The following is a 22062-nucleotide window of genomic DNA, read 5'->3' as shown; positions in this document are numbered from 1 at the left end:
GAGGCGGTGCGGCCCGGGGCCGCTCGGCGGTTCCCGGCAGGCCGTGTCCCTGGCGCGAAGTGTGAGGTCGTGCTCCCCCTGACGTGTCGTCGATGTGACGGGCGCATGAAACGGTTTGCCGAACATGCGTAGGGTGCAGAGAAGCCAAAAGAAGGTGCGCGCCGGGCGGCGGGCGTGAGAACAGCGGACCGACGAGCGAAGGAGGGAGCCGGAGCGATGGGCGACCACAAAGAACAGCCCCTTCGAGTGGGCGCGGCCGTGCGGCGGCGGCGCCGTGCGCTGGAGCTCACCCTCGCCGTCGTGGCCGAGCGCAGCGGCCTGTCGGTGCCCTTCCTGAGCCAGGTCGAGAACGACCGGGCACGCCCCAGCAGAAGCTCCCTCGAAAAGGTCGCCGACGCCTTGCGTACGACCGCCGTGGAACTCCTCGCCGCCGCCGACCCGGCGTGCAGCGTCGACGTCGTACGCGCCGACACCATAGAGCTGGCGCCGGAGCCACGGGCGCGTTCCCTGGTGCGCGGTCACCATCAGATGCACGCCTCGGAGTTCACCGGCGACCATGACGCGGGCCGTGAATTCCAGTACCGCAACGACCAGTTGATGTACGTCGCCGACGGCGCCGTGGAGATCGAGGCGGAGGGCCGCGCCTACCGCCTCGGCCGCGGCGACACCCTGTACCTCACCGGCGGGGTCCGCCACCGCTGGCGGGCGACCGTGCCGGACACCCGCGTGATCGTCGTCGCGGTGGCCGAGCACATCGAGGCGGTCCGGGACCGGCCGGGGCGCTGATGCGTGTCGTCTCCCTGGTGCCGTCCCTGACGGAGGCCGTGGCCGTCACGGCCCCCGGTGCCCTGGTCGGCGCCACGGACTGGTGCAGCCATCCCGCGGGCCTGGACGTCGTCCGTGTCGGCGGCACCAAGAACCCCGCGGTCGAGAAGATCGTCGCCCTCGCCCCCGACCTGGTGATCGCCAACGAGGAGGAGAACCGCGAGCCCGACCTCGCAGCCCTGCGCGCGGCCGGGACCGAGGTCCTGCTGACCGAGGTACGGGACGTGCCGCAGGCCTTCCGGGAGCTGGCGCGCGTGCTGGAGGCCTGCGGGGCGCGGGGACGCCCGCGGTGGCTGGACGAGGCGGAGCGGACCTGGTCCTCGCTGCCGGCCCCGGAACGCCGTACGACGGCCGTGGTCCCCGTCTGGCGGCGCCCCTGGATGGTGCTGGGCCGCGACACCTTCGCGGGCGACGTACTGGCCCGCCTCGGCGTGGACCACCTGTACGCGACGCACGAGGACCGCTACCCGCGCATCCCGCTGGACGCACTGCGGGCGGCGGCCCCGGACGTCGTCGTCCTCCCCGACGAGCCGTACCGCTTCACGGCCGACGACGGCCCGGAGGCGTTCCCCGGACTGCCGTGCGCGCTGGTCAGCGGACGACACCTGACGTGGTACGGCCCGTCACTCGCCGAGGCACCGCGGGTGCTGTCCGAGGCCCTGCGAGCAGCGCTCCGCTGAGCACACCCCGCACGGTGCACGCGGCGACGACGGCCCACGCGGCGACGAGGACGGCGTACAGCCCGATCGCCAGCCCGTCGTACACGACGAGCCCGGTGTGCCGGGCCAGCGCCCCGGCGCCGGTGACACAGGTGCCGACCGGGAAGGTGAACGCCCACCAGCTCATCGTGAAGCCCATGCCGTGCCGCCGGGCGCGCAGCACATGGGCGGTGGCGAGGCCGAACCACAGGAGCGCGAAGCCCATGACCGGCACCCCGTAGAGCACGGCGAGCACGCCGAAGCCCGCGCTGTACGGGTCCGGAACCACGCCCGGCGCGACGTCCGCGAACAGGCCGACGGCGGTGGTGGACTGCCCGAGCGGACCCAGCACCAGGAACAGGGCCGGGGTGAGGGCGAGCGGCAGGGGACCGCCGGTGATCAGCCGGGCGAACACCAGCGGCAGCATCAGCAGGGTGGCGAGCAGACTCAGCCCGAACATCGTGAAGCAGGCGAGCAGCAGCGTCTCGCGGGCCTGCCCGGGCGGCAGATGCGGCACCAGGAGCGGCCCGAGCGCGGCGGACACCATGGGTGCGACGAGCGGCAACAGCCACACGGGTGTGGCCTGCGACGGCTCGATGCGATGGCGTACGGCCATGAGGTACGGCACGGCGACGGCGGCCGCCAGCCCGACGACCGTACCGGCGGTGAACAGCACGGCGTCGAGCGCGACCGCCGCCCCCGTGCCGATCCAGTCCCGGCCGACGGTCAGGGCACCACCGCCGACGGCCGACAGGGCCATGGCCAGGCAGCCGTAGAACGGCGCGGTGGCCGGGTCGAGGAGGTGGGCGCGGGCCTGGTCGCCGTGGCGGGCCCAGTGCAGGGCGCGGGCGCCGAGCAGGGTGACGAGCTGGGCGAGGGAAAGGGCCCAGACGGCCGTGCAGACGGTGCGCAGGCCGGGGAGGTGCAGCGGCAGCGCGGCTCCAGCGGTGGCGACGGCGGCGGTGCCCATGACGGAGGCGTACCAGTTGGGCCCGAGATGACGGACGGCGGTGACCATGCAACCCAGCGTCGCCTGCCCCCGCACCTGCCACCAGGGACTTTGCCTCTATGGCCACATAAACTGGGCTTATGACACAGGCGGCGGAGGGGCAGTTTCGCGCGGGATCCCTATCACATCGAGTCCCCGACCTCGGGGCTCTGGAGCTGTTGCTGGCGGTGGCGCGGCTCGGCAGTCTGGGCGGGGCGGCGCGGGAACTGGGGATCACTCAGCCGGCGGCTAGCAGCCGGATCCGGTCGATGGAACGCCAGCTGGGAGTGGCGTTGGTGGACCGGTCACCGAGGGGTTCCCGGCTCACGGACGCCGGGGCGCTGGTGACGGACTGGGCCCGGCGGGTCGTGGAGGCCGCGGAGGCCTTCGACGCGGGTGCGCAGGCGTTGCGGGACCGCCGTGACTCGCGGCTGCGGGTGGCGGCGAGCATGACGATCGCGGAGTACCTGCTGCCGGGCTGGCTCCTCGCGCTGCGCGCCCAGCGCCCGGACACGGCGGTGTCGTTGCTCGCCGGGAACTCCACGGTGGTGGCGGAGCGGCTGCTGGCGGACGAGGCGGACCTGGGGTTCGTGGAGGGGCTGACGGTTCCGACGGGGCTGGACTCGGTGGTCATCGCCCACGACAACCTGATCGTGGTGACCGCGCCGGGCCACGTGTGGTCCCGCCGCCGAAGCCCGCTGGAGGCGTCCGAGCTCGCGGCGACCCCGCTGATCCTGCGGGAGAAGGGCTCGGGCACCCGGCAGGTCCTCGATGCCGCGCTGGGGGGCTTGGCGCGCCCGTTGATCGAGCTGTCCTCGACGACGGCGGTGAAGGCGGCCGTGGTGAGCGGGGCGGGGCCGGCGGTGCTGAGCGAGCTCGCCGTGGGTGAGGAGCTGTCGATGCGGCGGCTGGTGAGTGTGCCGGTGGCGGGTGTGTCCCTGGCGCGGGATCTGCGGGCGGTGTGGCCGACGGGCCATCGCCCGGTGGGCCCGGCCCGCGACCTGCTGTCGCTGACGCGGGCGTAGTTTTCCCTCCGCCGGGACGGGAGGGGCAGGTAGGGGCGGCGCGGGCGAGGATCCTCCCGTCAGCCACCCGCGGCCCGCACCAACCCCCGCATCACCCGCAGATCGTCCCCCATCTCCGGATGCCACTGCACCCCCAACACCCAGTCCGCGGACGGCAGTTCAACGGCCTCGACCGTCCCGTCCGCCGCATACGCCGACGCCACCAGACCCGTACCCAGACGGTCCACGGCCTGGTGGTGATACGTCGGCACCGACGTCTCCTCCGGCACGACATCGGCGTACAGGCTCCCCGGCACCGGCTTGACCGTGTGGCCGCCGAAAACGCCCACCACCTCCGCATGCCCGTCGATGTGCTGCACGAGCGTGCCGCCGAGCGCGACGTTCAGCAACTGCATCCCCCGGCAGATCCCCAGCAGCGGCACCCCAGCGGCCAACGCCGCGTCGATCAGGGCCAGCTCCCACGCGTCCCGTTCCCGGGCCGGCGGCCCCGTCCGCGGCTCGCGCTGCGCGCCGTACCGTACGGGCTCCACGTCCGGACCGCCCGCGATCACCAGCCCGTCCAGCCGGGCGACGGCCGCGGCCGCGTGCGCCGGGTCGTCCGGCGGGAGCATCGCGGCGAGGCCGCCCGCCCGCTGCACCAGCCGCGGATAACCGGCCGGCAGCAGCGCCGCGTCCAGCTCCCACACGCCCCAGCGCGCACCCGACTCCAGATAGGTGCTGACACCGATCAACGGCCTGACCACGATGCTCCATGCTCCTTCGCAGCGAAGAGTTCAGTCCCGTGCCAACTCTGCCTCGGCCGCCGCCAGCGCCGCGAACTCCTCCTCCGGAGCCTTCGCCACCAGACGCTTACGGCTGTACAGACCGAAGTAGGCGACGGCCACGGCGTACACCGCGAGCGCGATCAGCGCCGCCGTCACGTCCACCAGGAACGTCGCCACCAGCGCCGCACAGGCCAGCACGAGGGCGACCGAGGAGGTCAGCACCCCGCCCGGCGTACGGTACGGCCGCGCGAGCTCCGGCTCGCGGCGGCGCAGCACGATGTGCGACAGGGACATCAGCGCGTAGGAGATGGTCGCGCCGAAGACCGCGATGTTCAGCATCCGGGCGCCGTCCCCCGAGACCGCCGCCAGCAGGAAGCCGATCGTGCCGGGCACCAGCAGGCCCAGATACGGCGCCTTGCGGCGGCTGGTGAGGGAGAGGAAGCGGGGCAGATAGCCCGCCCGGGACAGGGCGAACAGCTGGCGCGAGCCGGCGTAGATCAGCGAGAAGAACGACGCGACCAGGCCGGCCAGGCCCGCATAGTTCACGATCCGGCTCAGCGTCGTCGCCTCGCCGTCCGGCTGGAGCGCCTCCACCAGCGGGTTGCCGGCCTCCTGGATGGCCGCGGAGCCGCGCGCGCCGGCCGCGGCGAAGAACGTCACCACCGCCAGCACCACCAGGATGCCCATCGACCAGCGGATCGCCTTCGGGAGCGTACGGGCCGGCTCCTTGGTCTCCTCGGCGGCCAGCGGCACGCCCTCGACGCCCAGGAAGAACCACATGCCGAAGGGGAACGCCGCCCAGATGCCGAGCAGCCCGAAGGGGAGCCAGGAGCTCGACCCGGCGGCCGAGGAGTCGACCGGGATGTCGTCCAGCGAGGAGAAGGAGAAGTCGGGCAGTGCCGCCAGCGCGAACACGATCAGGGCGACGACCGCGATGCCGGTGACGACGAAGCTGAAGCGCAGTGCCTCGCCGACGCCCCAGAGGTGGATGCCGAGGAAGATCGCGAAGCAGACCAGGTACATCGGCCAGCCGGACTCCAGGCCGAACAGGCCCAGCGACTCGACGTAGTCGCCGATGAAGATGACGATGGCGGCGGGCGCGAGGACGTACTCGATGAGGATCGCCGTACCGGTGAGGAAGCCGCCCCACGGGCCGAGGGCCCGGCGGGCGAAGCCGTAGCCGCCGCCCGCCGTGGGCAGGATCGAGGACAGCTCGGCGAGGGCGAAGACCATGCAGGCGTACATCGCGCCCATGAGCACCATGGCGATCGCCAGGCCCCCGAAGCCGCCTTCGGCCAGGCCGAAGTTCCAGCCGGAGTAGTCGCCGGAGACGACGTAGGCGACGCCGAGACCGGTCAGCAGCACCCAGCCGGCGCTGCCGCGGCGCAGTGTCCTGCGCTGAAGATAGTCGTCCGCCTCGGCGGCGCTTTGGCTTGTGGATTCCTGGGACATGGGTTGGACTCCCCACGGGGTGACGGACACCGGGCAGTTCCGGGCACGGTGGGGTCGACCGAGCTCCGGCTCAAAGGAATGGATCCATACCTTTGCGGTGTCGGTCGGGGGATGGCAATACCCGTGCGTTAATCGCCGGTAAATCCTCGGCCCGCCGGGAGCGGGCCAAGGCTCAGCCGAGGAAGCCGCGCAGCAGTGCCGCCGTGCCCCCGCAGTGCTCGCGCATGATCTCCCGCGCGCACTCGGCGTTGCCCTCGATCACGGCCTCCACCAGCGCGGTGTGCTGCCGCTGGGAGTGCTCCAGGTTGCGTACGAGGAGCGGGATGCAGTCGAGCAGGTCGTTGACGATCGCGCGTACGGCCGCGTACTGGGCGGTGAGTGTGGGGGAGCCGGACAGCTCGGCGAGCGTCAGGTGCAGCAGGGTGTCCAGGCGGCGGTACTCGGCGAGCGGGGCGTCGTGCGTGCGCGCCAGGGCCCCGCGGAGCCGGTCCGCCTGCTCCTCGTCGAGCCCGTGCGCCGCGCACAGCCCGGCCGCGCCCACCTCCAGCACCTCGCGGAAGCGCAGCGTGTCCTCGACGTCGACGTCCTTCAGGCGGCGGCGCAGCTCCTCCTCGCCGGGGGTGTGGGGGCGGGGCAGCACGAAGGTGCCGCCGTAGCGTCCGCGCCGTGACTCGACCAGGCCCTGGTCCTGGAGCACCTTCAGGACCTCGCGCAGGGTCACCCGGCTGATCCCGAGCCGGTCGGCCAGCTCCCGCTCGGCCGGGAGCCGCTCGCCGCCCGGCACCAGGCCCAGCCGTACGACCTGGAGGATCTGCTCCAGGGCCTCCTCGAAGCCGTTGCCGGCCCGCACCGGCCGCAGCACCGACGTCAGCCGGTCGTCGGCCCCGGGCGCCCCGTGCTCCGTGTCCGCCTGCGGCATGTGGCGGAACCCCCTTCCCAATTAATGGTCCTTGGCAATACCTTATGGCTTCCGGCTGACCGAAGGTGCCGAAGGAGGCTCTCCCGTGGCAGACCGCACACCCCCGCTGAGCGTCGAGGAGCTGCACGCCCTCGTCGCGGGCGGTGAGATCGACACTGTCGTCCTGGCCTTTCCCGATATGCAAGGGCGGCTCCAGGGCAAGCGGTTCGCCGCCCGGTTCTTCCTCGACGAGGTCCTGCACCACGGCACCGAGGGCTGCAACTACCTCCTCGCCGTCGACACCGAGATGAACACCGTCGACGGCTACGCCATGTCCTCCTGGGACCGCGGCTACGGCGACTTCGCCATGCACCCCGACCTGGCCACCCTCCGCCGCGTCCCCTGGAACGCCGGTACGGCCATGCTCGTCGCCGACCTCGCCTGGAACGACGGCTCGCCCGTGGTCGCCGCACCCCGCCAGATCCTGCGCCGCCAGCTGGAGCGCCTCGCCGAGCTCGGGTACACCGCCAAGGTCGGCACCGAGCTGGAGTTCATCGTCTTCAAGGACACCTACGAGCAGGCCTGGGACGCCAACTACCGGGGCCTGACCCCGGCCAACCAGTACAACATCGACTACTCGGTGCTCGGCACCGGCCGGATCGAGCCCCTGCTGCGCCGTATCCGCAACGAGATGGCGGGCGCGGGCCTCACCGTCGAGTCCGCCAAGGGCGAGTGCAACCCCGGCCAGCACGAGATCGCCTTCAAGTACGACGACGCTCTCGTCACCTGCGACCAGCACGCCATCTACAAGACCGGTGCCAAGGAGATCGCCGCCCAGGAGGGCGTCTCGATCACCTTCATGGCCAAGTACAACGAGCGCGAGGGCAACTCCTGCCACATCCACCTCTCCCTCGCGGACGCCGACGGCAACAACGTGATGCCCGGAGAGGGGCCGGGCGGCATGTCGGACGTCATGCGGCACTTCCTCGCCGGCCAGCTCGCCGCGCTGCGGGACTTCTCCCTCCTCTACGCCCCCAACATCAACTCCTACAAGCGGTTCCAGCCGGGCTCCTTCGCCCCGACCGCAGTCGCCTGGGGCTACGACAACCGCACCTGCGCCCTGCGCGTCGTCGGCCACGGCCGCTCCCTGCGCTTCGAGAACCGGCTGCCCGGCGGTGACGTCAACCCGCACCTGGCCGTGGCCGGACTGGTCGCGGCCGGTCTGTACGGCATCGAGCAGAAGCTGGAGCTGCCCGAGCCCTGCCCCGGCAACGCCTACGCCGCCGACTTCGAGCACGTGCCCACGACCCTGCGCGAGGCCGCCGAACTCTGGGAGAACAGCCCCATCGCCAAGGCCGCCTTCGGCGACGAGGTCGTCGCCCACTACCGCAACATGGCGCGCGTCGAGCTGGACGCCTTCGACGCCGCGGTGACCGACTGGGAGCTCCGCCGCTCCTTCGAACGCATGTGAGGCCCTTCTTGTCCGACCAGCTCCAGGTACTCAATCCGGCCACCGAAGAGGTCGTCGCCACCGTTCCCGCCGCCACCGCGGCCGACGTGGACGCGGCGGTCGTGCGCGCGACGGGGGCCCAGACCCGGTGGGCCGCCCTCGCGCCAGGCGAACGCGCCCGGCTGCTGCGCCGCTTCGCGGTCAAGGTGGACGAACACCTCGAAGAACTCGCCCGGCTGGAGGTCCGCGAGGCCGGTCACACCATCGGCAACGCCCGCTGGGAGGCGGGCAACGTCCGCGATCTGCTCGACTACGCGGCCGGCGGAGTGGAGCGGCTGACCGGACGGCAGATCCCGGTTCCCGGCGGCCTGGACGTCACCATCCTCGAACCGCTCGGCGTCGTGGGGGTGATCGCCCCCTGGAACTTCCCGATGCCGATCGCGGCGTGGGGGACGGCCCCGGCGCTCGCGGCGGGCAACGCGGTTGTCCTCAAGCCCGCCGAGACCACCCCCCTCACCGCCCTCCGGCTGGCCGAACTCGCCCTGGAGGCCGGGCTTCCCGAGGGCCTGTTCCAGGTCCTGCCCGGCCACGGCCCCGTCACGGGCAACGCCCTCGTCGAGCACCCGGGCGTAGCGAAGATCGTCTTCACCGGGTCAACAGTCGTGGGCAAACAGGTGTTGGCAAAGGGTTCCGCCCTTCTCAAGCGCGTCACCCTCGAACTCGGCGGCAAGAGCCCCAACATCGTCTTCGCCGACGCCGACCTCGAAGCCGCCGCGGCCGCCGCGCCGATGTCCTTCCTCGACAACTCCGGCCAGGACTGCTGCGCCCGCACCCGCATCCTCGTCCAGCGCTCCGTCTACGACCGTTTCCTGGAGCTGCTGAGCCCCGCGATCGAGGCGGTGACGGTCGGCGACCCGGCCGACGAGCAGACCCAGATGGGCCCGCTGATCTCCAAGGCCCAGCTGGAGCGAGTGCGTTCCTACGTCGACCCGGGCGCCGACGGCATCCGCGGCAAGGCCCCCGAGGGCCCCGGCTTCTGGTTCCCGCCCACCGTCCTCACCGGCGTCGACCCGCACGCGCGCGTGGCCGTGGAGGAGGTCTTCGGACCCGTGGCCGTCGTCCTCCCCTTCGAGGACGAGGCGGCGGCCGTGGCCCTCGCCAACGCCACCGACTACGGCCTCTCCGGCTCCATCTGGACCCGTGACGTCGGCCGCGCCCTGCGCGTCTCCCAGGCGGTCCGGGCGGGCAACCTGTCCGTCAACTCCCACTCCAGCGTCCGCTACTGGACCCCCTTCGGCGGCTTCAAGCAGTCCGGCATCGGCCGCGAGCTGGGCCCGGACGCCCTGGCCGCCTTCACCGAAACCAAGAACGTCTTCATCAGCACGGAAGGCCCCGCACAGTGACCTCTTCCACCGCGGAAAACATCTGCCGTCGCCTGGTCGGCCGTACGGCCGTCGTCACCGGAGCAGGCAGCGGCATCGGCCTCGCCACCGCCCGCCGGCTCGCCTCCGAGGGTGCCCACGTCGTCTGCGGCGACGTCGACGAGCAGCGCGGCAAGGCGGCCGCCGAGGAGGTCGGCGGGATCTTCGTGAAGGTCGACGTCACCGACCCCGAGCAGGTCGAGGCGCTGTTCAGGACCGCCTACGACACCTACGGCAGCGTCGACATCGCCTTCAACAACGCCGGTATCTCGCCGCCCGACGACGACTCCATCCTGGAGACCGGCCTGGAGGCCTGGAAGCGCGTCCAGGAGGTCAACCTCACCTCCGTCTACCTGTGCTGCAAGGCCGCCATCCCGTACATGCGGCAGCAGGGCAAGGGCTCCATCATCAACACGGCGTCCTTCGTGGCCCGGATGGGCGCGGCGACCTCGCAGATCTCCTACACGGCCTCCAAGGGCGGCGTCCTGGCCATGTCCCGCGAACTGGGCGTGCAGTTCGCCCGCGACGGCATCCGGGTCAACGCCCTGTGCCCCGGCCCGGTCAACACCCCGCTCCTCCAGGAGCTGTTCGCCAAGGACCCGGAGCGCGCCGCCCGCCGGCTCGTCCACATCCCGGTCGGCCGGTTCGCCGAGGCCGAGGAGATCGCCGCCGCCGTCGCCTTCCTGGCCAGCGACGACTCCTCCTTCGTGAACGCCACCGACTTCCTGGTCGACGGCGGCATCTCGGGGGCGTACGTCACTCCGCTGTAGTCACCAGCCCTGTAGTCCCCGGCCCTGTAGTCCCCGGCCCTGTAGTCCCCGGCCCTGTAGTCCCCGGCACCGGCGGTCCCGACCATTCGGGGGCCGCCGGTGCCGGGGTTATCCGGTGGCGCGCAGGATGCGGTGCGCGGCGCGGCGAAGGTCGTCGAGGACGTCGGGGTCGGCGTCGAGGGTGTAGCCGGCGTCGAGGCCGGCGAGGGTCCGGGTGATACGGGGCAGGTGGTCGTCGGAGGCGTCGAGACGGCAGGTGCTGTCGTCGATGGGCTTCAGACGGGTGGCCAGGCCCGGGACGAGCGCGCGGACGCGGTCGGCGGGGGCGCGGACGGTGGCGACGGCGCGGTACCGGGTGGGGGCCGCGGAGAGACGGGCGGCGACGAAGGCGGCGGGGTCACCGCCGGGCACCGGGCGGGAGGGAACGCGCCGGCCGGTGGGCAGGGCATCGCTGACGCGGTCGAGGCGGAACAGGCGCCAGTCGTCCTTGTCGGTGTCGTGGGCGAGGAGGTACCACAGGCCACCGGAGTCGACCAGGTGACAGGGTTCCGCACGGCGCCGGCCGGTGGTGCCGTGGCGGGAGGCGTAGTCGAAGGTGAGGATCTCGTGGTCGCGGCAGGCGATCGCGAGCGTCGACAGGAGCGCGGGGTCGACGCGCGGGCCGCGGGTCTCCCAGGTGATGCCGGAGGCTGCGCTCTGCAGGGCGGTGATCCGGCCGCGCAGACGGCGGGGGAGGACCTGTTCGAGCTTGGCCAGGGCGCGCAGGGCGGTTTCCTCGATACCGGTCGGACCGCCGGCGGCGGTGCGCAGGGCGACGGCGATGGCGACGGCCTCGTCGTCGTCGAGGAGCAGCGGCGGCAGGTCGGCACCCGGGACGAGGCGGTAGCCGCCGGCGTGTCCGCGGGCGCTGTCGACGGGGTAGCCCAGATCGCGCAGCCGGTCGATGTCGCGGCGGACGGTACGGACGGTCACCGAGAGCCGTTCGGCGAGGTCGGCGCCGGACCATTCCCGCCGCGTCTGCAGCAGGGACAGCAGTCGCAGCATGCGGGCGGTCATGTCGCTCGTCATGAATTCCATGATGCCTGTGTCAAAGGACAGAACCTGTCCTGAAACCCCCCTACCGTGGGTGCCGTCCACACGGAGCAAAACGGGAGGTTTCCCCATGAAGATCGCTGTTCTCGGTACCGGTGGCGGTGTCCGCGCCCACATCGCCAAGCTCGCCGACCTCGGTCACGAGATCCACGTCGGCACCCGCGACCCGCAGGCCACGCTGGCTCGTACCGAGCCGGACATGATGGGCACCCCGCCTTTCAAGCAGTTCCTCTCCGAGCACCCCGGCATCGAACTGCACACCTTCGGTGACGCCGCCGCCCGCGGCGAGCCCGTCATCAACGGCATCGACGGCCACAACGCCGTCGCGGCCCTGGCCCCGCTCGCCGCACAGCTGGCCGGCAAGACGCTCATCGACTACGCGGTGCCGTACATCTACCGGCACCAGCCGGAGCACCCGTGGCCCACGCCGTGGGGGATCATGCCGAAGCTGGACCCGTGCGACACCGACAGCCTCGCCGAGCAGATCCAGCGCGCCCTGCCGGAAGCGAAGGTCGTCAAGTCCTTCGTCACCCAGGAGCAGACCACCGTCGTCGACCCCAAGATCATCGGCGGCGGCGACCACACCATGTTCGTCGCCGGTGACCACGCGGACGCCAAGCAGCAGACCACCGAACTGCTGAACTCCTACGGCTGGACCGACGTCCTCGACCTCGGCCCGCTCGTGTGCGCCCGCGGCATGGAGATGTACGCCCATATGCACTCTGCCATCGGCTTCGGCCTGGGCCATCAGTTCGGCGGCCACTTCGGCATCAAGGTCGTGCGCTGACCGAGCCGCAGGACCGAGCTGCAGGGCTGAGCCGCAGGAACGCGCTACAAGAACGTGTGGCCCTCGCCCCGATACGTCGGCACGGTCGCCGTCACCGAGTCGCCCTCGACGAGGTGCAGCGAGTCGAACCGCTCGCACAGCTCACCGGCCTTGGCGTGCCGGAACCACACCTTGTCGCCGATCAGCAGATCGTCGGCGGGGGAGCCGAGCAGCGGCGTCTGCACCTCGCCGGGCCCCTCCTGGGGGTCGTAGCGCAGCCCCTCGGGCAGATACGGCACCGGCAGCCGGTCGTGCCCCGCCGCACCGGAGGCCGGATACCCGCCACCGAGCACGGTCACCACCCCGACCCCCGGCCGGCGCACCACGGGCTGGGCGAACAGCGCGGCCGGACGCCCGCTGAAGGACGTGTAGTTGTCGAACAGCCGCGGGACGTACAGCCCCGACCCGGCCCCGATCTCGGTGACACAGTCCTCGGCGGCGGTGAACTGCACACTGCCGGTCCCACCGCCGTTGACGAACTCCAGCCCCGGCGCCACGGCCCGCACCGCCCGCACCACCTCGGCCCGCCGCTCCGCGAGCTCCCGGCGGGCGGCTGCCTGCATCAGCCGCACGGCACGCGACCGCAACGGCCGCCCCGCCACGGCGTCCCCGACCCCGGCGATGTGCCCCTCGTACGCCATGATGCCGACGACCTCGAACCCCGGCCGCCGGGCGACGGCCCTGGCCATGTCGGCGACCTGGGCGGGGGAGTGCAGCGGCGAACGCCGGGCGCCGACGCGCACCCGCCCCCCGAGCAGCTTCAGCGAGGTGTCCAACTCCAGGCAGACCCGCACCACTTCCCGCCCGCCCTCCCGGGCGTCGTCGATGAGCCGGAGCTGTGCCGGGTCGTCGATCATCACGGTGACGGCGGAGGCGAGCTTGGGATCACCGGTGAGCTCGGCGAACGCGGCCCGGTCGGCGGACGGATAGGCGAGCAGGACGTCGTCGAACCCGGACCGTGCCAGCCACAGGGACTCGGCGAGCGTGAAGGACATGACACCCGCGAACCCGTCCTTGGCGAGCACCCGTTCCAGCAGGGCCCGGCAGCGTACGGACTTGCTGGCGACGCGGATCGGCTTCCCGCCGGCGCGGCGGACGAGGTCGTCCGCGTTGGCGTCGAAGGCGTCCAGGTCCACGATCGCGAGGGGGGCGTCGAGATGGGCGGTGGCCCGGTCGTAACGGGCCCGGTCGGCGGCGCGCGCAGTCATGAACGAAGCCTGCCATGCAGGATTACCGCAGGGTAGGGGGATGTTCCGGGCAGATGTGCACGGGGTCGCGGACTGGTTCCCGTTCGCCCGGGATCAAGCCGTAGAGTGACGCGAACGTATGTGGGGACGCTCCCGACCGGTCGGCCGCGCCGGGATGACGCTCCGCGCGTGCGGGTATGCGTGCCTGGTCGGACGAGTCCGCGCCGGGCCGGGCAGACGGACCACTGAACCACGGCCCGCGTCGAGGGCGGGCCCGGGCACAAGGAAACGGGGGGTGCATGAGCACGGAAGCGCGCCGCGCCCCCGTTCCCCCGCGCCCGACGACACCCCCACCGCCTGCCGTCCCGCCCCGCCCCACGACACCGCCGAGACCCGCGCAGCCGCCGACGGCCGGTGACACGCGGGGTGAGCAGACGGATGGCCCGGGCGCCGCGACCTCACGCGTGACCGGCGGGATTGCGCGAACGGAGGGCTCGGTGCCTGGCGGTGTCGGCGGTGGACCGGGCTCGGCGCCCGGTGGTTTCCGCGGTGGAGCGGGTTCGGGGCCAGAGGGGCCGGTGGGCGGCGGTGTCGGCGTGCGGCCGGCCTCGGCCGCTGACCTGCCCGCACGCGGCCAGGCCGCCGCGACACCGGGGTCCGCGAGGGGTGGTGACGGCTCGGCCGCGGCGCCGTCGCCCCGGCGCACCGGCGACACCGACCCCGCCCGCGCCACGTCCGCCGCCCCCGCCACCCCGCAGCGCTTCCCGAACCCGCGCGTCCCGGACTCCGGGACCAGCGAGCCCATGTCCCCGCCACCGCCCCGTGCCTCGGCGCGCTTCCCGGACGCGCCGCCGCCGGCCGGGCGTCCGGAGGGGGACGCGGCGTCGTATCCCCAGGGCGCCGGCCAGGCCACGCCCGGCGGTACACCGCCCCGCCCGGCGGAGCGGCCCTCGCGGCAGCGCCGTACGGGCGCCCCCGCCGAGACCGCGGCGGAGACGACCTTCCGGCTCCGCCCCATCCCCGGGGACCCGTCGCCCGAATCCGCCAACCGCCCGTCCTCCCCGCGGGGTTCCGCCGACGCGCCTCCCCAGCCGGACCCCGGTCACGCCCGGCGTTCCGCCCCCATCCCCGCGAGACCGGCCACCCGCCCGGGTGCCGCCCCCGCCGGCCGTGTGGGCGGCGTTGCGATGCCGGCGCAGTCCGCCGGGCACCCGGGCGCCGCTCCGTCGTCCCCGGACCCTTCCCTCTCCTGGAGCGCCCCGATGACCCCCGGCGGGGCCCCGGGCGCCGGGCGGCCCATCGTGTCGTTCGGGGAGCCCGAGGGGTACGGCGAGAACGTGCGGCCCCGGCCCCTCGGCGCCAGGATCCGGTCCCGTACCGCCGCGGCCGCCGCCTGTGTGGTGCTCGGGCTCGGACTCATCGGCGGGGCCGCGACCGGGAGTTGGCTGGTCGGCGAACCGGGCGACGGCGATGCCCGGGACAGCTTCGCCGAGGCGGGCGGCCTGTGGCACAGCGTTCCCGTCGACCGGCTCTTCCCGCCCACCGTCGCCGGGCAGGGCGCGGGACCCGGCGGCGCCGACCGCACCTGGACGCGGATCGCCGTCGCCCCGGACAGCGGCTGTACGAACGCCTTCGACCCGCTGCTGCGCAAGGTCCTCGCCCCCGTCGGCTGCGAGCGCCTCCTGCGCGCCACCTACACCGACGCCACCCAGAGCTACGTCACCACCGTGGGCCTGCTGTTCACCAAGGCCGACACCGCCGCCATGGGCTCGCTCGGCACCCGGTTCACCAAGGAGGGCCTCGACCGCCGCACCGACCTGATGCCCCGCCCCTACGCCGCCAAGGGCACGGTCGCCGCCGGATTCGGCCAGGAACAACGCGCCTCCTGGACCATCTCGGTCCTCACCGACGCACCCGTCGTCGTCTTCGCCGTCTCCGGCTGGGCCGACGCCCGCACCGTCGACGAACCCGAGCCCGCCGAGGAGGCCATGCGGTCCGGCGCCACCTCAGCCGTCGCCCAGGCCGGCCTCGGCCATGAGGCACAGGGCCTCGCCGACCGCATCGAACGAGCCCTCCGCAAGAACGTCAGCTCGGCCTCGGAGCAGCCGTCATGAGCACCGTCGGAAACAGGGACGAGAACAGGAGGCGGCCCCTCGTGACCCGGCGCACCGGGCTGCTCGGCGGCCTCCTCGCCGCCTCCATCGCCCTCGTCCCGCCCACCACCGCGCACGCCGACGCGATACGCGCCCGCCAGTGGGCCCTGGACGCCATGCGCACCCAGGAGGCCTGGCAGACCACCAAGGGCAAGGGCGTCACCGTCGCCGTCCTCGACACCGGCGTCGAGGCCGACCACCCCGACCTGGTCGGCAACGTCCTGGAGGGCCAGGACATGGTCGGCTTCGGCGCCGAGCCCGGCGACCGCGCCTGGGCCCGGCACGGCACCGCGATGGCCGGCATCATCGCCGGGCACGGACACGGCGCCGGCAATGGCGACGGCGTCATGGGCATCGCCCCGGAGGCCAAGATCCTCCCCGTCCGCGTCATCCTGGAGGACGGCGACCGCGCCCGCGCCAAGGCCCGCAGCACCCGCGGCAACGCCCTCGCCGAAGGCATCCGCTGGGCCGCCGACCACGGCGCCGACGTCATCAACCTCTCCCTCGGCGACGACTCCAAGTCAGCCCACCCCGAAGCGGGCGAGGACGAGGCCGTCCAGTACGCCCTGAAGAAGGGCGCCGTGGTCGTCGCCTCGGCCGGCAACGGCGGCGAGAAGGGCGACCGCATCTCCTACCCGGCCGCCTACCCGGGCGTCATCGCCGCGACCGCCGTCGACCGCTACGGCACCCGCGCCTCCTTCTCCACCCGCCGCTGGTACGCCACGGTCAGCGCCCCCGGCGTCGATGTCGTCATCGCCGACCCCGACCACAAGTACTACGAGGGCTGGGGCACCAGCGCCGCCGCCGCCTTCGTCTCCGGAGCCGTGGCCCTGATCAAGGCCGCCCACCCCGGCCTGACCCCGGCCCAGATCAAGAAGCTCCTGGAGGACACGGCCCGCGACGCCCCCGCCGACGGCCGCGACGACTCCCGCGGCTACGGCTTCATCGACCCGGCGGCCGCCATCAAGAAGGCCGAGACCATCAAGCCGAAGGGCCTACAGCCGGCGGCGTACGACGAGCAGTACTTCGGCTCGGGACCTGATGCCGCCAAGTCGGATGACGACACGACCAGTTGGACCGCCGTGCTCGCGGGCGGCGCGGGCGGCATCCTGCTGATCTCGGCGGTCGTGGTGCTGCGCGGACGCCGCGAACGCTACGACTTCTGAGCGGCCGACGACGTGGACGTGGACATGCCCGGGGAGCCGGAAGCCCCCTCCCCGGCGAACACCGCCACAGCGCCGACACGTCCGGTGAAGCGCGTCACAGGCGGGTTTCCGGGGCCGTACCGGCGCGGCAGCAGCCCCCCGATAGGGTCGGTGACCGTGGCGAACAAGAACATTCCCGACTCTCCCTTCTCCGAGGACGACGGCTCCGCCGATCCCCGGCTGAGCGCGGCGCTCGCCGCCTGGGCGGAGGACCGCACCGCCGAGGGCCCCGTCCTGGCGGCGCTCAAGGACGCCCGGCTGCTCGTCCCCGTCGTGGCCGTGCTCGGCGAGGTCGAGGAGGACGAGAACGGGCTGCGCCGCGAGAAGACCAGCGACATGGCCGTACCCACCCTGAAGGCCGGCGCCCGCACCGCCCTGCCCGCCTTCACGTCCACCGACGCACTCGCCCGCTGGGACCCGGCGGCCCGCCCCGTCGCCGTACCCCTGCACCAGGCCCTGCAGGCCGCGGCGCACGAGAAGGCGGACACGATCGTGCTGGACCTGGCCGGTCCGGTCCCGTACGAGCTGACGGGCCGCGCGCTCCTCGCCCTCGCCGAGGGCCGTACGACGACCGACCCGCTCGCCGACCCGGCCGTCGTGGCGGCCGTACGCGGCGCCGTCGCCGTCGAGCCCGCCGTCCTGCGCGCCCACCTCGGGCCCGGGCAGGCCGACGGCACCCTGGCCCTCGTACTGGACCCGGCCGTGCCCCCGGCCCGGGCCGCGCGCGCGGTGGCGGAGCGCCTCGCCGCCGACGAAACGCTGAGGGCCCGCCTGGTGCGCGGCCTCGACCTGGCACTGCTGCCGACCGAGGCGACGCCACCGGGCGAGCCCCTGTACGTACGCGGGTGACCTAGCCGTAGACGGGGCCGGTGTACTTCTCGCCCGGCCCCTGACCCGGCTCGTCCGGGACGATCGACGCCTCGCGGAAGGCCAGCTGCAGCGACTTCAGGCCGTCGCGCAGCGGCGCCGCGTGGAACGAGCTGATCTCGGTCGCGCTCGCGTCCAGCAGACCGGCGAGGGCGTGCACCAGCTTGCGGGCCTCGTCCAGGTCCTTGTACTTGTCGCCCTCCTCGGTCAGACCGAGTTTCACGGCGGCGGCGCTCATCAGGTTGACGGCGACCGTCACGATCACCTCGACGGCGGGGACCTCGGCGATGTCGCGGGTCATCTCGTCGAAGTCGGGGTTCTCGGGGCCGTCCGAGGCGGAGGTGTCAGTCATGCCTCACACGATAGGCCCCGGACCACGCCGGTTAGCGCCACCCCCGGCTTGCTGCTAACCTTGTGTAACGACCGGCTGGACACCCATGTATCCAGCCCACAAGTGGAGGCTCCGATCTCCCACCTGACCGTCCTCCGGGATGGCGGGTCACCCGGTCAGGCGGCCACCATCGTTCCGTACGGACGATGGAGTCGCCCGAAATCGCGCCCCGCGATCATCGCGGCGGTGCTCCGGTAGTGTTTTGGAGCCCCGCTGGTGATCGTCCGGGGCATTTTTTCTGCTTCGGCGCGGTTAGGTCTTACGAAACAGACGTACGCGGCTGTCCGCCAGACCGCCGCGTGGTGCTAACCGAGGAGGATCCATCAGCGCCGAGCCCCGCATCAACGACCGGATTCGCGTTCCCGAGGTGCGACTTGTCGGTCCCAGTGGCGAGCAGGTGGGCATTGTCCCGCTGGCCAAGGCCCTGGAGCTTGCGCAGGAGTACGACCTGGACCTGGTCGAGGTCGCGGCGAACGCCCGTCCGCCCGTGTGCAAGCTCATGGACTACGGGAAGTTCAAGTACGAGTCGGCCATGAAGGCCCGTGAGGCGCGCAAGAACCAGGCGCACACGGTCATCAAGGAGATGAAGCTCCGGCCGAAGATCGACCCGCACGACTATGACACCAAGAAGGGTCACGTCGTCCGGTTCCTCAAGCAGGGCGACAAGGTCAAGATCACGATCATGTTCCGTGGTCGCGAGCAGTCCCGTCCCGAACTGGGCTACCGACTGCTGCAGCGCCTCGCGGAGGACGTCCAGGACCTCGGTTTCGTCGAGTCGAACCCGAAGCAGGACGGCCGAAACATGATCATGGTTCTCGGTCCGCACAAGAAGAAGACCGAGGCGATGGCCGAGGCCCGCCAGGCGCAGGAAGCCCGCAAGGCAGAAGCGAAGGCCAACCCCGGCAAGTCGCAGAACGCCGCGGACGCGGACGCTGTGAACGCCGAGGCGCCTGCCGAGGCTTCCGCCGAGGCGTGATCCCGGGGGACGCAAGTCCCCAGGACGTAACCGAAACAAGAGCGACGCTCCCACGTGCCCGGTTTTTGTGACCGGGCACCGGAGCGCCACCGACGAGGAGAGAACGGCGCTATGCCGAAGAACAAGTCGCACAGCGGTGCCAGCAAGCGCTTCAAGGTCACCGGCTCCGGCAAGGTGCTCCGTGAGCGCGCCGGCAAGCGCCACCTGCTCGAGCACAAGTCGTCCCGTCTGACGCGTCGCCTCACCGGCAACGCCGAGATGGCCCCGGGCGACGCCAAGAAGATCAAGAAGCTTCTCGGCAAGTGATGTACGCGGCGCTTGCTTGAGCGCCGTACGTCTGGACCGGGACCCAATCGTTTCCGGGCCGTGTGAGTGCAACCACGGCCCCGCTACAAGGAGTTAAAAAGTGGCACGCGTCAAGCGGGCAGTCAACGCCCACAAGAAGCGCCGGGCGATCCTCGAGCAGGCCTCCGGCTACCGCGGTCAGCGTTCGCGTCTGTACCGCAAGGCCAAGGAGCAGGTCACCCACTCGCTGGTCTACAACTACAACGACCGCAAGAAGCGCAAGGGTGACTTCCGCCAGCTGTGGATCCAGCGCATCAACGCCGCTGCCCGCGCCAACGGCATCACGTACAACCGCTTCATCCAGGGTCTGAAGGCCGCCAACGTCGAGGTGGACCGCAAGATCCTGGCCGAGCTGGCCGTCAACGACGCGGGCGCCTTCGCGGCGCTGGTCGAGGTGGCGCAGAAGGCGCTGCCGAGCGACGTCAACGCGCCGAAGGCTGCGTGACGCTCCGCGGCTCCAGGCCGACGTGACTGAAGGGACCCGCAGGCCGAGGAGGCCTGCGGGTCCTGCTGTGTCCGTGAACTTCAGAACCCCAAGGTGAACCTCCATGGCCCCCACCAGCCCCGAGCTGATCTCCCCCCGTTCCCCCCGCGTCTCCGCCGCCCGGCGGCTCGCCAAGCGGAACTTCCGGGGCAAGGAGCGGCTGTTCCTCGCGGAGGGGCCGCAGGCCGTGCGGGAGGCGGCGGCGTACGGGTCCACGCTCGTCGAGCTGTTCACGACCGTCGAGGCGGCGGAGCGGTACGCCGACATCATCGGCGAGGCCCGGGCGGCCGGTGCCCGGCTGCACCTCGCCGCGGAGCAGGTCATCGCCGACATCTCCACCACCGTCACCCCGCAGGGGCTCGTCGGCGTCTGCCGGTTCATCGACACCCCGTTTGAGGAGATCCTCGCCGCCCGGCCGAAGCTCGTCGCCGTCCTGGCGCATGTGCGCGACCCCGGGAACGCCGGGACCGTGCTGCGGTGCGCCGATGCCGCCGGGGCCGAGGCCGTCGTCCTGACCGACGCGTCCGTGGACCTCTACAACCCCAAGGCCGTACGGGCCTCCGTGGGCTCCCTGTTCCACCTCCCCGTCGCCGTCGGCGTGCCCGTCGAGCGGGCCGTCGCGAGGCTCAAGGACGCCGGTGTACGGATCCTCGCCGCCGACGGGGCCGGGACGGACGACCTCGACGACGAACTCGACAAGGGGACCATGGGCGGGCCGACCGCCTGGGTGTTCGGGAACGAGGCCTGGGGGCTTCCGGAGGAGACCCGCGCGCTGGCCGACGCCGTCGTGCGCGTACCGATCCACGGGAAGGCCGAGAGCCTGAACCTCGCCACCGCCGCCGCCGTATGTCTCTATGCGTCGGCCCGTGCACAGCGCGCCTCCGGTGGGTGCCGCACCGTCACCGAGAGCTAGTAGTGTGACCAGCTCGGGGGCCCCAAAGCCGTCGTGAGAGGTGGGGTACGGGGATGAGTGTCGGCACGAGCAGCGCATCGGGAGCACGGGATGTGCGGCCACCGTCCGCGCCCTGTCCCGGTGATCTCGCCGAGCTCGGCATCGATCCCGACGACCTGCCCGACGGCCTCGTCGTCGCCGACGAGCACGGGCACGTGATCTGCTTCAACGCCGCCGCCGAGCGCATCACCGCCGTCCGGGCCGAGGACGCCCTCGGACAGCGCCTGGAGAAGGCCCTGCCATTAGAGGACCTGGAGGGGCGGCGCTGGTGGCAGCTGACCGACCCGTACGGCGGCCTCGCCATTCGCCGTCGGCAGCCCGAGCGCAATCTCCTCCTCCCCGGCGGGCGGGAGGTGCTCGTCTCGGTGCGCTACGTCCGCGGCGAGCCCACCGGGCCCGTATGCCGTGTCGTCGTCTCGCTGCGCGACACCGAGGCCCGCCGCCGCACCGAGCGCTCTCACGCCGAGCTGATCGCCACCGTCGCGCACGAGCTGCGCTCGCCGCTCACCTCCGTCAAGGGCTTCACCGCCACCCTCCTCGCCAAGTGGGAACGCTTCACCGACGACCAGAAGCGGCTCATGCTGGAAACCGTCGACGCCGACGCCGACCGCGTCACCCGGCTCATCGCCGAGCTGCTCGACATCTCGCGGATCGACAGCGGGCGACTGGAGGTGCGGCGCCAGCCGGTCGACATCGGCGCGGCCGTGGGGCGGCACATCCAGGCGTACGTCGCCGCCGGGCAGCTCGCCGACCGGTTCCTGCTGCGCGTCGAGCAGCCGCTGCCCGACCTGTGGGCCGACCCCGACAAGATCGACCAGGTGCTCAGCAACCTCATCGAAAATGCCGTGCGGCACGGCGACGGAACGGTCACCATTGACATCACGGCCACGGCGTCCCCCCGCGAGGGCGAGGACACCGGCACGTCGGTCACCGTGAGCGACGAGGGGCCCGGCATCCCGGAGGAGTCCATGGACCGCGTCTTCACCCGCTTCTGGCGGGGCAGCAAGCGCGGCGGCACGGGCCTCGGGCTCTACATCGTCAAGGGCATCGTCGAGGCGCACGGCGGCGCCATCGAGGTCGGCCGCGCCCCCGGCGGCGGCGCGCAGTTCCGATTTACGTTGCCCGTGGCGGCACCGGCGTATCTCACCTGAGAACCGGACCGAGCCCCGCGGGCGCATTCGCTTACCTCAACCCCGTTAGACTCGGCCTTTGGCACCTTTGTGTCCCAAAAACCAGGACGCTGTGTCCCAAAAACGCTGACGCACTGTCCACGAGTCGGTACGGGGACCATCC

23 protein-coding genes are annotated in these 22062 nt (G+C 72.4%); 16 read left to right on the top strand and 7 right to left on the bottom strand.

Features of this window, described 5'->3' with window-relative positions; genetic code table 11:
- Window positions 1-216: 216 nt before the first annotated feature.
- Entirely contained in the window at window positions 217-786 is a 570-nt protein-coding gene (locus AQI70_RS27125; protein ID WP_062154567.1) for a helix-turn-helix domain-containing protein, read from the top strand.
- Window positions 786-1505: a helical backbone metal receptor gene (locus AQI70_RS27120; RefSeq protein ID WP_062154565.1), complete on the top strand. Its 720-nt coding sequence runs from the start codon at window positions 786-788 to the stop codon at window positions 1503-1505. Before AQI70_RS27125 ends, AQI70_RS27120 begins: the two co-directional genes overlap by 1 nt.
- Here AQI70_RS27120 and AQI70_RS27115 read toward each other — a convergent pair.
- On the bottom strand, window positions 1417-2541 hold the full coding sequence (locus tag AQI70_RS27115) for a TDT family transporter (protein ID WP_062154563.1): 1125 nt from the start codon (window positions 2539-2541) through the stop codon (window positions 1417-1419). The two genes, AQI70_RS27120 and AQI70_RS27115, sit on opposite strands and share 89 nt — an antisense overlap.
- A 71-nt stretch (window positions 2542-2612) precedes the next feature.
- On the opposite strand from AQI70_RS27115, the gene AQI70_RS27110 reads away from it, so the two are divergent.
- Window positions 2613-3536, top strand: coding sequence for a LysR family transcriptional regulator (locus tag AQI70_RS27110; protein ID WP_062154561.1), 924 nt, complete (start codon window positions 2613-2615; stop codon window positions 3534-3536).
- A gap of 59 nt (window positions 3537-3595) precedes the next feature.
- Here AQI70_RS27110 and AQI70_RS27105 read toward each other — a convergent pair whose 3' ends face one another.
- From AQI70_RS27105 to AQI70_RS27095, 3 genes are all read right to left on the bottom strand, one after another.
- Window positions 3596-4282, bottom strand: a complete 687-nt coding sequence (locus AQI70_RS27105; RefSeq protein ID WP_062154559.1) for a gamma-glutamyl-gamma-aminobutyrate hydrolase family protein — start codon at window positions 4280-4282, stop codon at window positions 3596-3598.
- A gap of 27 nt (window positions 4283-4309) precedes the next feature.
- On the bottom strand, window positions 4310-5752 hold the full coding sequence (gene eat / locus AQI70_RS27100) for an ethanolamine permease (protein WP_062154557.1): 1443 nt from the start codon (window positions 5750-5752) through the stop codon (window positions 4310-4312).
- Between the two features lie 172 nt (window positions 5753-5924).
- Window positions 5925-6671: a FadR/GntR family transcriptional regulator gene (locus AQI70_RS27095; RefSeq protein ID WP_062154555.1), complete on the bottom strand. Its 747-nt coding sequence runs from the start codon at window positions 6669-6671 to the stop codon at window positions 5925-5927.
- 85 nt (window positions 6672-6756) lie between these two features.
- Between AQI70_RS27095 and AQI70_RS27090 the strand changes: the two genes are divergently transcribed.
- The 3 genes from AQI70_RS27090 to AQI70_RS27080 are packed head-to-tail and all read left to right on the top strand — an operon-like array spanning window position 6757 to window position 10291.
- Complete coding sequence (locus AQI70_RS27090; protein ID WP_062154554.1) at window positions 6757-8121, top strand: glutamine synthetase family protein; 1365 nt, start codon at window positions 6757-6759, stop codon at window positions 8119-8121.
- A gap of 8 nt (window positions 8122-8129) precedes the next feature.
- Window positions 8130-9503 (top strand): aldehyde dehydrogenase family protein, encoded by a 1374-nt coding sequence (locus tag AQI70_RS27085; RefSeq protein WP_079051499.1) that lies wholly within the window; start codon window positions 8130-8132, stop codon window positions 9501-9503.
- Window positions 9500-10291: a 3-oxoacyl-ACP reductase gene (locus AQI70_RS27080; RefSeq protein WP_062154550.1), complete on the top strand. Its 792-nt coding sequence runs from the start codon at window positions 9500-9502 to the stop codon at window positions 10289-10291. Before AQI70_RS27085 ends, AQI70_RS27080 begins: the two co-directional genes overlap by 4 nt.
- A 108-nt stretch (window positions 10292-10399) precedes the next feature.
- Here AQI70_RS27080 and AQI70_RS27075 read toward each other — a convergent pair whose 3' ends face one another.
- A complete protein-coding gene (locus AQI70_RS27075; RefSeq protein ID WP_062154953.1) occupies window positions 10400-11359 on the bottom strand; it encodes a helix-turn-helix transcriptional regulator in 960 nt (319 codons plus the stop codon).
- 94 nt (window positions 11360-11453) lie between these two features.
- Between AQI70_RS27075 and AQI70_RS27070 the strand changes: the two genes are divergently transcribed.
- Window positions 11454-12170 (top strand): NADPH-dependent F420 reductase, encoded by a 717-nt coding sequence (locus tag AQI70_RS27070; protein WP_062154548.1) that lies wholly within the window; start codon window positions 11454-11456, stop codon window positions 12168-12170.
- Between the two features lie 44 nt (window positions 12171-12214).
- On the opposite strand, the gene AQI70_RS27065 is transcribed toward AQI70_RS27070, so the two are convergent.
- Entirely contained in the window at window positions 12215-13417 is a 1203-nt protein-coding gene (locus AQI70_RS27065) for an amino acid deaminase/aldolase (protein WP_062154546.1), read from the bottom strand.
- A 274-nt stretch (window positions 13418-13691) separates the two neighbouring features.
- Here AQI70_RS27065 and AQI70_RS40710 point away from each other — a divergent pair, with 274 nt between their 5' ends.
- From AQI70_RS40710 to AQI70_RS27050, 4 genes are all read left to right on the top strand, one after another.
- A complete protein-coding gene (locus AQI70_RS40710) occupies window positions 13692-13814 on the top strand; it encodes a hypothetical protein (protein WP_004002570.1) in 123 nt (40 codons plus the stop codon).
- Window positions 13815-13974: 160 nt separating this feature from the next.
- Complete coding sequence (locus AQI70_RS40705; RefSeq protein ID WP_279616765.1) at window positions 13975-15510, top strand: chromosomal replication initiator protein DnaA; 1536 nt, start codon at window positions 13975-13977, stop codon at window positions 15508-15510.
- A complete protein-coding gene (mycP, locus tag AQI70_RS27055; RefSeq protein ID WP_062154544.1) occupies window positions 15507-16715 on the top strand; it encodes a type VII secretion-associated serine protease mycosin in 1209 nt (402 codons plus the stop codon). The genes AQI70_RS40705 and mycP overlap by 4 nt, the downstream gene beginning before the upstream one ends.
- A 156-nt stretch (window positions 16716-16871) precedes the next feature.
- Window positions 16872-17603 carry an SseB family protein gene (locus AQI70_RS27050; RefSeq protein WP_062154949.1) on the top strand — a complete coding sequence of 244 codons (732 nt, stop codon included), beginning with the start codon at window positions 16872-16874 and terminating at the stop codon, window positions 17601-17603.
- 1 nt (window position 17604) lies between these two features.
- On the opposite strand, the gene AQI70_RS27045 is transcribed toward AQI70_RS27050, so the two are convergent.
- Window positions 17605-17973, bottom strand: coding sequence for a DUF1844 domain-containing protein (locus AQI70_RS27045; RefSeq protein ID WP_004002574.1), 369 nt, complete (start codon window positions 17971-17973; stop codon window positions 17605-17607).
- A gap of 361 nt (window positions 17974-18334) precedes the next feature.
- On the opposite strand from AQI70_RS27045, the gene infC reads away from it, so the two are divergent.
- The 5 genes from infC to AQI70_RS27020 all read left to right on the top strand — a co-directional run bounded on the left by infC (window position 18335) and on the right by AQI70_RS27020 (window position 21920).
- Complete coding sequence (infC, locus tag AQI70_RS27040; protein ID WP_086026072.1) at window positions 18335-18988, top strand: translation initiation factor IF-3; 654 nt, start codon at window positions 18335-18337, stop codon at window positions 18986-18988.
- Between the two features lie 111 nt (window positions 18989-19099).
- On the top strand, window positions 19100-19294 hold the full coding sequence (rpmI, locus tag AQI70_RS27035; protein ID WP_007829094.1) for a 50S ribosomal protein L35: 195 nt from the start codon (window positions 19100-19102) through the stop codon (window positions 19292-19294).
- Window positions 19295-19394: 100 nt separating this feature from the next.
- Window positions 19395-19778 carry a 50S ribosomal protein L20 gene (gene rplT, locus AQI70_RS27030; protein ID WP_004002577.1) on the top strand — a complete coding sequence of 128 codons (384 nt, stop codon included), beginning with the start codon at window positions 19395-19397 and terminating at the stop codon, window positions 19776-19778.
- Window positions 19779-19881: 103 nt separating this feature from the next.
- Window positions 19882-20730: a TrmH family RNA methyltransferase gene (locus tag AQI70_RS27025; RefSeq protein ID WP_062154543.1), complete on the top strand. Its 849-nt coding sequence runs from the start codon at window positions 19882-19884 to the stop codon at window positions 20728-20730.
- 53 nt (window positions 20731-20783) lie between these two features.
- Window positions 20784-21920: a sensor histidine kinase gene (locus AQI70_RS27020; protein ID WP_062154541.1), complete on the top strand. Its 1137-nt coding sequence runs from the start codon at window positions 20784-20786 to the stop codon at window positions 21918-21920.
- The last annotated feature ends 142 nt before the right edge of the window (window positions 21921-22062 follow it).

It is taken from the genome of Streptomyces curacoi (assembly GCF_001513975.1).
GTDB classification, from domain to species: Bacteria; Actinomycetota; Actinomycetes; order Streptomycetales; family Streptomycetaceae; genus Streptomyces; species Streptomyces curacoi.
This window is presented reverse-complemented; position numbering and strand designations above follow the sequence as displayed.

Bases quoted from the DNA above. Each gene is read 5' to 3' on its own strand.
- AQI70_RS27110 (WP_062154561.1), top strand. From the start codon at position 2,613: ATGACACAGGCGGCGGAGGGGCAGTTTCGCGCGGGATCCCTATCACAT.
- AQI70_RS27125 (WP_062154567.1), top strand. From the start codon at position 217: ATGGGCGACCACAAAGAACAGCCCCTTCGAGTGGGCGCGGCCGTGCGG.
- AQI70_RS27045 (WP_004002574.1), bottom strand. From the start codon at position 17,973: ATGACTGACACCTCCGCCTCGGACGGCCCCGAGAACCCCGACTTCGAC.
- AQI70_RS27120 (WP_062154565.1), top strand. From the start codon at position 786: ATGCGTGTCGTCTCCCTGGTGCCGTCCCTGACGGAGGCCGTGGCCGTC.
- AQI70_RS27075 (WP_062154953.1), bottom strand. From the start codon at position 11,359: ATGACGAGCGACATGACCGCCCGCATGCTGCGACTGCTGTCCCTGCTG.
- AQI70_RS27020 (WP_062154541.1), top strand. From the start codon at position 20,784: ATGAGTGTCGGCACGAGCAGCGCATCGGGAGCACGGGATGTGCGGCCA.
- AQI70_RS27115 (WP_062154563.1), bottom strand. From the start codon at position 2,541: ATGGTCACCGCCGTCCGTCATCTCGGGCCCAACTGGTACGCCTCCGTC.
- mycP (WP_062154544.1), top strand. From the start codon at position 15,507: ATGAGCACCGTCGGAAACAGGGACGAGAACAGGAGGCGGCCCCTCGTG.
- AQI70_RS27095 (WP_062154555.1), bottom strand. From the start codon at position 6,671: ATGCCGCAGGCGGACACGGAGCACGGGGCGCCCGGGGCCGACGACCGG.
- rpmI (WP_007829094.1), top strand. From the start codon at position 19,100: ATGCCGAAGAACAAGTCGCACAGCGGTGCCAGCAAGCGCTTCAAGGTC.
- eat (WP_062154557.1), bottom strand. From the start codon at position 5,752: ATGTCCCAGGAATCCACAAGCCAAAGCGCCGCCGAGGCGGACGACTAT.
- AQI70_RS27070 (WP_062154548.1), top strand. From the start codon at position 11,454: ATGAAGATCGCTGTTCTCGGTACCGGTGGCGGTGTCCGCGCCCACATC.
- AQI70_RS27025 (WP_062154543.1), top strand. From the start codon at position 19,882: ATGGCCCCCACCAGCCCCGAGCTGATCTCCCCCCGTTCCCCCCGCGTC.
- AQI70_RS27065 (WP_062154546.1), bottom strand. From the start codon at position 13,417: ATGACTGCGCGCGCCGCCGACCGGGCCCGTTACGACCGGGCCACCGCC.